Raw genomic sequence first — 12,609 nt, 5'->3', positions numbered from 1 at the left:
ATGTCGTTAAATAAAACACCCAGAAGTAGTCGAATGCATATTGCCATCTTTGGTCGTAGGAACGTTGGAAAATCAAGTCTGATTAACGCATTGACCAACCAAGATATTTCTGTTGTTTCTTCAACACCTGGTACGACGACTGATCCTGTATACAAAAGCATGGAACTTTTGCCAATAGGACCTGTTGTAATCATTGATACTGCAGGTATAGATGATACCGGTGACTTAGGCACACTTCGTGTTCAAAAAACTGAGAAAGTTTTGAACAAAACAGATATTGCACTAGTTGTCATAGATCATCATGTGACAGATTTTAATAATGAGCTAAAACTTATTAAACAAATTGAAGATAAAAAGATTCCTTTTATTATTGTATATAATAAAATCGATGAACAAGCATATCAAATTCCAAATATATTATCAGATTACAAAGTAATAAAGGTTAGTGCCAAAACACAAGAAGGCATAAAGGAATTAAAAGAAACCCTCGGGCACCGTGTGCCAGTTGATGATTATAAGTTTCAAATCATTGGAGATTTATTACATCCTTCTGATATCGTTGTACTTGTGGTACCAATTGATAAAGCTGCACCTAAAGGACGGCTTATTTTACCTCAACAACAAGTTATTAGGGATTGTTTAGAAAGTGATGCAACAGCAATTATTACTAAAGAACATGAACTGAGAAATGTGTTAAATAATTTACATAAACCACCAAAGATGGTTGTGACAGATTCACAAGTATTTTCACGAGTCAGTGCAGATACGCCTAATGATATTATGTTGACAAGTTTCTCAATTCTCTTTGCTAGATATAAAGGAGAGTTAGAGACATTGATTAAAGGGACTAATATGATTGAAGCATTAGACAATAATGATAAAATACTGATAAGTGAAGGTTGTACACATCATCGTCAAAGCGATGATATTGGTACAGTGAAAATACCTCGTTGGCTTCGTGATTATACGGGAAAAGATTTTATATTTGAACACACCAGTGGGGGTGGGTACAAAGAAGATATGTCTGATATTAAACTAATCATTCATTGTGGCGCTTGTATGTTAAATAAAAAAGAAATGATGCACCGCATTAATCTTGCTAAGGCGCAAAACATTCCTATTCTTAATTATGGTGTTTTAATCGCATACTTAAAAGGGATATTACCAAGAGTACTTGAACCATTTCCACTGGCTAAAATGATATATAATGAAAGAGAAGAGACGTAAAAGTCTTTCCTTTTTTATTTTCGGATATGTGGTATAATATAATTTAATAATAGTTTGAGGTGTGACATATGAAAACACAACGCATTATTTCAATTCAGGATGTTAAGGATTTTTTCGCATCATCTATTAACTCAATGGAAGATGCTTTAGGTATAGCTACTATCACTGTATCTGATAGTATCATTTCTTTTGATTTTAATGCGACACTTTTACTACGATTTGATGGCGTTTATGCAGATGAAACGTACCCGTTGATCTCACAACGTTTTGATCAAGAATTTATTGACATGCTTAAATCGGTAATTAATGTATCAAAACAAGATAATACTGAAACATATTATGTAAGAAAAAGTAAAGAACAAAACTATCACTTTATTATTAAAGTTGATTCAAAACATGAAAATAAAATTATTCTCTATCTTATTTGTAAAGAAAAATTAATGGAAACAGAAGAACAATTATCACTTTTTAGTAATGTCATTGGCGCAGGCGTCAGTGTCTTTGCAGGGAGCACATGGTGGATTGATTATGATCATTATAGTGATCACTTTTATCAGTCAGACCAAGGACCTAAAATATTGGGAATTGACGTTAATGACAATGGCTTATATAACACAAAAACATTCCAAAAAGTACGTGAAAAAGCACGCCAAGTATCAGAACTTTATGATGAGGCCATTCAAACAGAAATGGAAGCTTATGAAGCTGTTAGAAAAAATGAAACAGATTACTTTGGTGGACGAACGCCTGCCGTTACGGCAAAAAACGATATTGTCTGGGTAGAAGCTTACGGTAAATGTTTGTTACGGTATCCAGATGGAAGTCCCCGTTTCTTTGTGGCAATTGACATTTATATGTCAGAGGTTTTTGAACGAATCAACCAACTTGAAATACTGCATAATTTAATTGATCAGGGATTATTAAACTCTGGTGTGGGTGTATTTTACTATCAACGTCATTTTAAAGAAGGTCGGTATTACTTTACTGAATCATACAATAAACTCATGTCTGATAACAGAGTGTATAAAAATGAAACGATTAAGGATATATTAGATGAACAAGAAGTCATGATGAAACGCCATGGACAAGGGCTTGAAAAACATATTCAGGCATTTCGTAAAACCCATAATAAAGTCTTTTATGAGGGACTTGAAAAGTATCATGTTGTGATTCCTAACTTTAAAAATGAAGATACCTTACAATGGATTGACGTACGGACTAATGTGATTTCTAAAGATGACAATGGGCAGCCTTTATTATTTGTTAGTATTAACGTTGATGTCACTGAAACGCATAATAGGCGATTAGAGCTTGAAGCATTAAGAATCAAGAATGAACGGCTTCAACTCGCTGAAAACCTAGCGATTAAAGCACGCGATAGTATGATTTGGTATCAATCACGAAGTGAACTTCAAGGAACGTTAAAGATTTATGGCAACGATACCTTTAATGAGAAACTAGGATTACCCGTATCAACTGATGGAATGATTCGTTATAAAGATCTTAGAAAAACGTTACTGATGGACGATCCATCATCTAGAATGATGGGTAAAAAATTACTGAATGAAATTAAAAGTGTCTTTTCGGGTCGACAGACAGGATTTAAGAAAGTTAAAGCCAAACATCGTCACCTAGAGACAAATGAAGTGATTTACTTAGAACATTCAATTGAGTTGAGTGGTAAAGATGAATTTAATGGAGATCGGATGATGGCAGGAATGATTTTAGATGTCACTGAAAACACACTTTACCAAGATAAGATACAGTATTTAGCCGATCATGATACGCTTACTGAAACCTATAATAGAAACTATTTTGAACGCTACATCCGTAATAAATTACCACGAACATACTCAGTGTTAGTATTTGATGTTGATGGGTTAAAGTTAATTAATGATGCCTTTGGTCATATAGAAGGGGATCGTATCATCAAGACATTGGCTAAATTTTTAAAAGATATTTTTGATGATGCATTATTCATTGCTAGAATTGGTGGCGATGAATTTGTTGTGTTGACTGAACAGGTAGATTACGATCATGTCACCAATCAAGCCAATCAACTTGAAGATGCGGTAAAGAAATATAATCGTGAGTCAACCATTGAACTTAGAGTTAGTAAAGGTGGTATGGCTGTTAATGTCGATGATATAACATTTGATGAAGCTTTTGCTGAGGCAGAAAATAAAATGTATCGCCGTAAGCTTAATAGTCGTAATTCGCGAAAATCAAAAGTCTTAAGCTCAATCATGGAAACATTAAACGCAAAAACGGAAGAAACGAAAGAACATAGCAATAGAGTAAGTGAATTAGCTATTCAAACAATTCATGCTTTAGGCTTTTCCCGTGCGAGTGAAATAGAAGATATTCGATTACTTGCTCAAGTTCATGATATTGGCAAGATTACGATTCCTGATAACATTCTTATGAAACCCTCTAAATTGACGAGTAATGAGTTTGAAGTCATAAAAAAACATTGTGAGGCTGGCTATAAAATTATTCGTAATATCACTGATAGTGATGATGTCTGTAACGGTGTATTGTTTCACCACGAATGGTACGATGGGACAGGCTATCCACAAGGATTAAAGGGTGAAGAGATTCCGCTATTTGCAAGAGTCATTGCTGTTGTTGATTCGTTTGATGCAATGACCCATGATAGAATTTATCGGCCAAAAAAGACATACGCTGAAGCTATTAAAGAATTAAGCGATCATGCAGGAACCCAGTTCGATCCGAACATTGTTGAGAAATTTATTGAATTACTTGAAAAAGATGCATAATTAATTAAAACCCCCTTTACAAGATGTAATGGGGGTTTATTTTATGGTTATCGGGTGAAGTAAATACTAACAAGGACAATTCCAAAGACAACAAGAAATGATCCAATAAGTTTATTTAATTTATCACTTTCAATTGTATTGGCATAATTGCTCGATAAGTTTGCCCCTGCCATTGCAGAAATTGACGTGATTATTAAAGGGATCCACTCTGTTCCACCAAATACAATATGTGCAGCTGCGCCAACAAATGCGGTAAAGGTCATAATAAAGACACTCGTTCCAACACCATTTTTTAAATCATAGCCAAGAACAACTGTCAATATGGCTAACATACTGAGACCACCTCCAGCACCAAAATATCCATTGATAGATCCTATGATGGCTCCCCATAATACGCTTTGTAAGACTTTGCTTTTAGTTAAGGTTAACAGTTTCTTATTGGTATCTCCTGCAAGGGGGAAGATTAGAAATCTTAAGCCTAAGAAGATAACGAAGATATTGACTAAGCCACCAAGACTTTCAGGGTTAGTATCTTTTGAGAAGTAGGAGGCTATAAGGGTAAATAATACAACTGGGATAGCTAATGATACGGCATGAAATAAGTGAATATTTTTATGTTTAATATAATTGGCCGCACTTAGTGCACTTGCAAAGACATCACTGGCTAAAGCAATACCTATTGCAACATAAGGATTCATCCTTAAAGCGGTCACAAATAATGGTGCAATAATGGTTGCGGCACTCAGTCCAACAAGGCCCGTGGCAATACCCGCCATTAACCCACCAATAATATATACAACGTATTCCATATTATCCATCCTAATCTATTTTATTCTGATTTCTCCCGTGTGATTTAGCATAATACATGTTTTGATCTGCGCGTTTAATGAATTTTTCAAACTGTGTCGTCACCTTTCAATAATGACCCACCAACACTTATTGTAACATAAATTAGTGTATCATCGTTTGTAAAAAATATTGATTATTTGATAAGAATACGCACTTTTTCAGCAAATGTGTTTTATACTTAAACGCTTCTATACTTTAGGTTAATTGGTAAACGATACATTTACGATTGTAGATTTATGTAAGCTTATTAATGTTAGTTGATAACAGTGTCTTTTTTTACCCTATGATTTGCGTTACTTTCTTTATTCCAATGAACAATTTTACGGTTTTTATCTACGACATAAGCCCCTTCAAATAGGGCATCTAATAATTCATAATCAATTGTCTTAATGAGGCACTACCCATAATAATATTGAGTTTATTATATCATACTTAAGTTTCCTTTAGAAGTAATAACCTTTTAGTAGTATTTTTATAAAAGAAGTGATATAATCTTGTTTGTGAAAAAGGTGATGACATGAGAAAGTTAATGAAACGCAAAATAGATTTAACCACAGGCAATATCTTATTAAAATTATTGATAGTTGCACTACCAACACTTTTAACGAGTTTAGTACAAATGACATATAATTTAACTGATATGTTTTGGGTTGGACGAGTAGACAGTATTGGTCTCAGTCCAACCGAAGCTATAGCAGCTGTAGGCACTGTAGGGTATTATCCTTGGTTTGGGTTTGGGCTTATTTTACTCGCTAAAATAGGTACGAGTGTTAATATAAGTCAAATGGCAGGAAAAAATGATTTAGATGGTGTGAGACATGCAGGGAATACCGGCTTTATAATAATTTCATTTTTTGCCTTACTTTATATGAGTTTTGGCCTATTTTTCAATGATTTTTATGTAGGAATCTTCAATTTAAATAATGCGAACGTGATCATTTATGCCAAAGATTATATGCAAATCATTGCAATGTTTGGCTTTGCTTTCTTTTACGTTAACCTTTTTAATGGTGTATATGATGGACTTGGAAAAACCATTAATACCCTCCTTGTCTCAGGGTCAGGATTGCTTGTCAACATTATTCTCGACCCGTTCTTTATTTTAGAAGACTTCATTTTATTTGGCCTACCCTTTACGGGATTAGCTATGGGTGTTAAAGGGGCGGCTATTGCGACGGTTATTTCGCAGTCATTTATCTTTCTAATTTATATCATTATATATGTTTCACCGTATCGACCATTTAGCTTACGGCCAATAAAATATTTTTCTAAAAAAATGTTTAAGCGAATTATCCGTATTGGAACACCAGTCGGGATACAGAGTATGCTTTTTACATCGATTAGTATTGTGATTGGTGTAATGGTTGCGAGTTATGGTGAAGACGTCATGGCAACCCAACGTCTAGGAAGTCAAATTGAAGCAGTAGCTTGGATGATTGCATCTGGTTTTCAAGTCGCATTAGCAAGTTTTGTTGGACAGAATTTTGGAGCCATGCAATATGATAGAATCAAAGAAGGCTTTAAAGTTGCGATGCGGCTTTTAGTACCGTATGGAATTATCATTAATATAGGGATGTTTGTCTTTGCAGAAGAAGTCTTTTCGATTTTTATTGATGAACTAGGAACCTTAAAAATAGGTGTTTTATATTTAGAAATATTAAGTATTTCTCAGCTGTTTATGATTGTTGAGTTAGGTGTTGCTGGGGCATTTAACGGTCTTGGTAAAACAATGATTCCATCAGGGGTTGGTATTGTTGGGAACTTTTTACGCATACCTGGTGCGGCGCTATTGAGTATATCCTTAGGATACGCTGGTATATGGTGGGCTGTCTCAGGAAGCAGTATTTTAAAAGGAACCATCTTAGTTATTTGGTTTATATTCTTATTGAAGAAACTCGGTAAGCCAGATGGAATCTTATTTGAAAATTCAAATTAAATCAAGTATAATATGTCCGGAGTGATAATATGGAAGATCGTTTAAATCAAATAAAAGCACGTTTTAAAGAAATAAATCAGTTATTAATGCAAGAAGATGTAGTGACAGATATTGATAGATTAACAGAATTATCAAAAGAACGTAGTGAGTTAGAACCGATTGTTGAATTATATGATACATATTTAGATGCTTTATCGACCATTGAAGATTTAAAAGAGATGACCCATGAAACAGATCCTGAAATCGTTGAGATGGCAGAAATGGAACTCATGGAAATGAAAGAAAAAGTACCTCAATATGAAGCTCAATTACAACGTTATTTAGTTCCTAAAGATCCAAATGATACAAAGAACGTAATCGTTGAAATTCGTGGTGCTGCCGGTGGTTCTGAAGGTAATATTTTTGCCGGTGACTTATACCGCATGTATACAAAGTATGCTGAGCATATGGGATGGACAATTGAAGTTACCAATGCTGAACCGAGTGATGCTGGGGGATATAGTCAAATAGAATTTACGGTATCAGGTAAAAATGTCTTTTCCTATTTGAAATATGAATCAGGTGCACATCGCGTTCAACGGGTCCCTGCGACAGAATCACAAGGACGTATACATACATCAACCGCAACGGTTTTAGTCTTGCCAGAGGCAGAAGATATTGAAGTCGATTTAAATATGAAAGATTTACGAATTGATACGTATCGTTCGAGTGGAGCGGGGGGACAAAGTGTTAATAAAACGGATAGTGCTGTCCGTATTACCCATGAGCCAACAGGGACAATTGTTACTTGTCAAGATGGGAAAAGCCAACATGAAAATAAAGCATCCGCATTACGTATTTTAAAAGCACGTTTGTATGATCAAAAAATGCAGGAACAAATGGAAAAAGAAGGCGAAGAACGCCGTAGTAAAATAGGTAGTGGGGATCGCAGTGAGAAAATTAGAACGTATAATTATCCACAAAACCGTGTTACCGATCACCGTATCAACTATACTATTAAGCAATTAGACCGCGTCATTGATGGGAAATTAGAACCTGTTATTGATGCCTTAATTGATGAAGAATTTAAACGCAAACTAGAAGGAGAAGAGTAAGTCACTTACTCTTCTTTCGTAACTTGAAGGTGATAATATGCCTACATATAAAGAAGCATTACAGATTAATGAACAATATGCCTTGGATAATCAAAAAGAAACCACTGGCATTAAAGTGTTGTTACAACACTTTTCTCAATTAAGCAATAACGAGTTATTCTTACACTTTGACGAAGAGATGCCTGAACCGGATTATAAAGCATTTTTATATGGCGTAGACCAATATGTCGTTAAAAATATTCCTGTTCAACACATCACACAAAAAGAGTATTTTTACGGTTATGAGTTCTTCGTTAATCAAGATGTGTTAATTCCACGCTTTGAAACAGAAGAGTTAGTTGCGAATCTGTTAATGATTTATGATGAAGTTTTTAATCAACGCCCTGTTGATGTCGTCGACATTGGAACCGGAAGTGGATGTCTAGCAATTACCTTAGATAAAGAAGAAAAGCATATGACCGTGAGTGCTTCTGATATCTCTATAGAAGCATTGGCTGTGGCGAAAAAAAATAACCAATTGCTAGATGCGAATGTTTCATTTTATGAAGGAGATATGCTGAAGCCGTTTGAGGGTAAGACCTTTGATATTCTTGTATCAAACCCACCATATATTCCTAAAGATGAAGCAGTCGACCATCTTGTTAAAGATAACGAACCCCATATTGCTCTGTTCGGGGGCGCAGATGGATTAGACTTCTACCGTGTTATTATTAAGAATGCTAAAAAGATTTTAAATGCACGATTTATTATGGCTTTTGAACATGCTTATGATAAGAATGATGCTCTAAGAAAATTGATTGAAGATCACTTTGAAGATGTTGAGATTCGACAAATGAAGGATATGCAAGGTAAAGATCGTATGACCTTTGTGATAAAAAAATAAGAAAAAAAGTATATATATCTTTAATATATATAATAGACAGATAGAAAACACCTTACTTGACAAACCAAGTTTCGTGTGTATAACATAATAGAGAAAGTGAGGCGAAACAATGGCAGAGAAATTAGTAATTGTTGAGTCACCAAGTAAATCAAAAACTATTTCACAATATCTTGGCGATGATTATCATGTATTATCATCTAAAGGACATATTCGTGATTTAGCGATTAAAGGAAAAGGTGGCTTAGGTCTAGAAATTGAAAATGATTTTAAACCACAATATAGTGTGATTAAAAATAAGAATAAAATTGTTAAAGAGTTGAAGAAGGCTGCTAAAAAGGCAGATGAAATCTATCTTGCTACTGACCCGGATCGTGAAGGTGAGGCAATTAGTTGGCATCTCAAGGAAACGCTGAACACCAAAGATAAACCAACTAAACGCGTTATTTTTAATGAGATTACACGTGATCGTGTTAAAGAAGCGTTTGATCATCCGAGAGATATCGATTATGATCTGGTATCGAGCCAAGAGACCCGACGTATCTTAGATCGTATTATCGGATTTAAGTTATCTAAATTATTACAAAACAAAATCAAATCTAAATCAGCCGGTCGCGTTCAAAGTGCCGCATTGAAGATGATTGTTGAACGAGAAAAAGAAATTGAGGCCTTCGTACCGGATGAGTACTGGAAAATTAAAGCCATTTTTCCAAATTTTGAAGCTGAATTAGATAAGATCAATGGCGAAAAAGCTGAGTTAACAAATGAAAAAGAAACAATGGATGTTGTGAATGATTTAGACGATCAATTTACAATTGATAAAATTGATACACGTAATCGTAAGCGACAATCAAAATTACCGTTTACGACATCAGCTATGCAGCAAGAAGCTTCTACTAAATTGAATTTTAGTTCCGCAAAGACAATGTTGATTGCTCAACGACTCTATGAAGGTATTGAGTTAGGTGATGAAACCGTGGGTTTAATTACTTACATGCGTACCGATTCAACCCGGATGAGCGACACCTTTATTCAACCAGCATTATCACATATTGAAAAGACCCATGGTAAAGAATACAGAGGGGTCTATAAAAAACCAAAAAATGGGAGTAATACCCAAGATGCCCATGAAGCTATTCGACCGACTTCTGTAGAGTATACACCCAAAGAAGTAAAGCCCTATTTAAAACGTGATGAGTATAAATTATATCGTTTAATTTATTTACGGGCGATCGCATCATTGATGAAGGCTGCGACTTTAGAGTCGACATCTCTTTTACTTAAGAATAAAGTATATCTCTTTAAATCTACGGCACAAAAACTTGTATTTGATGGATATTTAAGAGTGTATGATTATGAAACAGTGACAGATCAAAAATTACCAGACTTCACAGAAGGTGAATCGGTAAAACATGATGAGATTGAACCGACACAACATTTCACATCACCGCCGGCTAGATTTTCAGAGGCAAAATTAATTAAAGAGATGGAAGAAGTTGGTATTGGTAGACCATCAACCTATTCACAAACCATCTCAACGTTGAAGAAACGAAAGTATGTTACGATGAAATCAAAAGCCTTTATGCCAACTGATCAAGGCCGTTTGACAATAGAGAAGTTAGATGAGTTCTTTGCTCAAATTATCAGTGTTGATTATACTGCCCGCATGGAAAAAGTCTTAGATGAAATATCAATGGGAAATGAAGATCAAACAAAAATCATTTCTAGTTTCTATCACTCATTTATCCCAATGGTAGAAAATGCAAATAAACACATGGAAAAAATAGCGCCAAAGTTTACTGGCGAAACCTGTCCAAAATGTGGACATAAGATGGTATATCGGCAATCAAAATATGGAACTTTTGAAGCATGTAGTAATTTTCCTGAGTGTAAGTATATTAAGCAAAACAAAGAACAAGAAAAAGTTGAACCAGAATCGACAGGCGTTACCTGTGCAAAATGTCAAACGGGAACAATTGTTAAACGTGTAGCAAAAAGTGGCCGCAATAAAGGAAATACTTTTTATGCGTGTGATAACTTCCCTAAATGCCGTAATATTTTGCAATATGAACCAACTGGTGAAACCTGCCCGGAATGTGGTAAGTTATTGATGAAAGATGAAGATGGCATTGTCATGTGTCAAGACCAAAAACAATGCGGATATAAAAAATAAAAACGTTTACACAAATGAAAATAACAACTCTTGATTGGTTTTATTAATAAAATGGTCAATCAGGTGTTAATGTTAATCTATCGCTATGCTAAGCCGAAAAAATTTTTTTCGCGCAACCGAGCGACAGATGTGGTTTTATGAAAAAACTTCGTGAAATCTATTGACATAATTTATAAAATCGTGTTATATTAAAGATGCGACTTAGTCGCAACTTATCCCTTACATAGCATGGTGAATAATTTATTTATTCACACATCCCCTTCCTTAATCCGCCGAGAGGCGGATTTTCCCTTTTTAGGGACTTTTTTTTTATTATAATGGCAACTGATACAATCGTATGTTATAATATGCATTGATTTTAAAGGAAGTGAAGATATGGGTTTTTTTAAGAATCTATTTAGTAGTAAAGCAAAAAAAGAAAAAGCACGTAAATATAAAATTGGCATGGATAAGACACGGGAAGGTGTCTTATCAAATTTAAAAAATGTCATCGAATCATCACAAACTATCGATGATGCATTATTTGATGATATTGAAGAAATTTTTATTATGGCGGATATGGGTGTCGATACAGTCGTAAAGTTTATTGATCATTTAAAAGACACTGTATCCGATAAATCGATCGAATCTACAGAAGCATTTAAAGAGTTAATTATTGATGAGATGTTTAAGTTGTATGTTCAAGACAATGTAGTTTCCTCTAACTTAGCGATTGAAGACGAGCGACTAAATGTCGTACTATTTGTTGGGGTTAACGGGGTAGGTAAAACAACCACCATTGCCAAAGTAGCACACGAGTATCTAAATAAAGGCAAATCAGTATTAATGGTCGCAGGCGATACTTTCCGTGCTGGAGCGATTGAACAACTTGAAACATGGGCACAACGAGTTGGCAGCGATTTTTTTTCAAAACCTGCGAAAAGTGATCCATCAAGTGTGATGTTTGATGCATTAAACTATGCCAAAGAACATGATATTGATCTTGTCTTATGCGACACTGCCGGAAGACTTCAAAATAAGAAAAATTTGATGAATGAGTTAGAAAAAATACATCGTGTTATTGGTAGAGAAGTAGATGGTGCACCACATGAAACCTTACTAGTTATTGATGCAACAACAGGACAAAATGGGTTATCACAGGCTAAAATATTTAATGACGTGACATCGTTAAGTGGCATTGTTCTCACCAAACTAGATGGAACTGCTAAGGGTGGAATTGCCTTAGCTATTAAAGAAGAGTTAGGAATCCCGATTAAATATGTAGGTCTAGGCGAAGGTTTAGATGATCTAGAACATTTTGACTTAGAAGAATATATGTATGGATTATTTAGTGGGTTATTTTGATGAAAACATTAGATGATACTATTTACTTACAACGGCTATATGATTTTTATGGTAAATTATTAACAAACAAGCAACAATCCTATTTTGAAGCCTATTACTTTAATGATTATTCCATCACGGAAATCGCAGAAAATCATCATATTAGCCGTAACGCTGTATTTGATCAGTTAAAACGGGTAGAGACAAAATTAGAGGAATATGAAACACAATTAAGCTTATATCAAAACTATCAAAAACGACAATCCATTTATCGTGAGATTGGCGAATTAGAAGAGATAACTACGATTAAAGAATTAATAGACAAAGTAAAGGAAATTGAGTGATTT

9 protein-coding genes are annotated in these 12,609 nt (G+C 34.6%); 8 read left to right on the top strand and 1 reads right to left on the bottom strand.

What is annotated here, in order from left to right; translation table 11 throughout:
- Together hydF and UMR38_04565 are read left to right on the top strand one after the other, a co-directional pair.
- Window positions 1-1,227: a [FeFe] hydrogenase H-cluster maturation GTPase HydF gene (hydF, locus tag UMR38_04570; protein ID MEC9485128.1), complete on the top strand. Its 1,227-nt coding sequence runs from the start codon at window positions 1-3 to the stop codon at window positions 1,225-1,227.
- 68 nt (window positions 1,228-1,295) lie between these two features.
- On the top strand, window positions 1,296-4,007 hold the full coding sequence (locus tag UMR38_04565; GenBank protein MEC9485127.1) for an HD domain-containing phosphohydrolase: 2,712 nt from the start codon (window positions 1,296-1,298) through the stop codon (window positions 4,005-4,007).
- Between the two features lie 47 nt (window positions 4,008-4,054).
- Here UMR38_04565 and UMR38_04560 read toward each other — a convergent pair whose 3' ends face one another.
- Entirely contained in the window at window positions 4,055-4,816 is a 762-nt protein-coding gene (locus tag UMR38_04560; protein ID MEC9485126.1) for a sulfite exporter TauE/SafE family protein, read from the bottom strand.
- 557 nt (window positions 4,817-5,373) lie between these two features.
- Between UMR38_04560 and UMR38_04555 the strand changes: the two genes are divergently transcribed.
- The 6 genes from UMR38_04555 (at window position 5,374) to UMR38_04530 (ending at window position 12,606) form a co-directional block, all read left to right on the top strand.
- Entirely contained in the window at window positions 5,374-6,792 is a 1,419-nt protein-coding gene (locus UMR38_04555) for an MATE family efflux transporter (protein ID MEC9485125.1), read from the top strand.
- A gap of 29 nt (window positions 6,793-6,821) precedes the next feature.
- A complete protein-coding gene (prfA, locus tag UMR38_04550) occupies window positions 6,822-7,886 on the top strand; it encodes a peptide chain release factor 1 (protein ID MEC9485124.1) in 1,065 nt (354 codons plus the stop codon).
- 37 nt (window positions 7,887-7,923) lie between these two features.
- Complete coding sequence (gene prmC, locus UMR38_04545) at window positions 7,924-8,769, top strand: peptide chain release factor N(5)-glutamine methyltransferase (GenBank protein MEC9485123.1); 846 nt, start codon at window positions 7,924-7,926, stop codon at window positions 8,767-8,769.
- A 109-nt stretch (window positions 8,770-8,878) separates the two neighbouring features.
- Window positions 8,879-10,939, top strand: coding sequence for a type I DNA topoisomerase (topA, locus tag UMR38_04540; protein MEC9485122.1), 2,061 nt, complete (start codon window positions 8,879-8,881; stop codon window positions 10,937-10,939).
- A 375-nt stretch (window positions 10,940-11,314) separates the two neighbouring features.
- Window positions 11,315-12,283, top strand: coding sequence for a signal recognition particle-docking protein FtsY (ftsY, locus tag UMR38_04535; GenBank protein ID MEC9485121.1), 969 nt, complete (start codon window positions 11,315-11,317; stop codon window positions 12,281-12,283).
- On the top strand, window positions 12,283-12,606 hold the full coding sequence (locus UMR38_04530) for a sigma factor-like helix-turn-helix DNA-binding protein (protein ID MEC9485120.1): 324 nt from the start codon (window positions 12,283-12,285) through the stop codon (window positions 12,604-12,606). Before ftsY ends, UMR38_04530 begins: the two co-directional genes overlap by 1 nt.
- Window positions 12,607-12,609 lie beyond the last annotated feature (3 nt).

The sequence above is a fragment of the Candidatus Izemoplasma sp. genome (assembly GCA_036172455.1).
In the GTDB taxonomy this organism is placed as follows: Bacteria; Bacillota_I; Bacilli_A; order Izemoplasmatales; family Izemoplasmataceae; genus JAIPGF01.
This window is presented reverse-complemented; position numbering and strand designations above follow the sequence as displayed.

Bases quoted from the DNA above. Each gene is read 5' to 3' on its own strand.
- hydF (MEC9485128.1), top strand. From the start codon at position 1: ATGTCGTTAAATAAAACACCCAGAAGTAGTCGAATGCATATTGCCATC.
- UMR38_04565 (MEC9485127.1), top strand. From the start codon at position 1,296: ATGAAAACACAACGCATTATTTCAATTCAGGATGTTAAGGATTTTTTC.
- UMR38_04560 (MEC9485126.1), bottom strand. From the start codon at position 4,816: ATGGAATACGTTGTATATATTATTGGTGGGTTAATGGCGGGTATTGCC.
- UMR38_04555 (MEC9485125.1), top strand. From the start codon at position 5,374: ATGAGAAAGTTAATGAAACGCAAAATAGATTTAACCACAGGCAATATC.
- prfA (MEC9485124.1), top strand. From the start codon at position 6,822: ATGGAAGATCGTTTAAATCAAATAAAAGCACGTTTTAAAGAAATAAAT.
- prmC (MEC9485123.1), top strand. From the start codon at position 7,924: ATGCCTACATATAAAGAAGCATTACAGATTAATGAACAATATGCCTTG.
- topA (MEC9485122.1), top strand. From the start codon at position 8,879: ATGGCAGAGAAATTAGTAATTGTTGAGTCACCAAGTAAATCAAAAACT.
- ftsY (MEC9485121.1), top strand. From the start codon at position 11,315: ATGGGTTTTTTTAAGAATCTATTTAGTAGTAAAGCAAAAAAAGAAAAA.
- UMR38_04530 (MEC9485120.1), top strand. From the start codon at position 12,283: ATGAAAACATTAGATGATACTATTTACTTACAACGGCTATATGATTTT.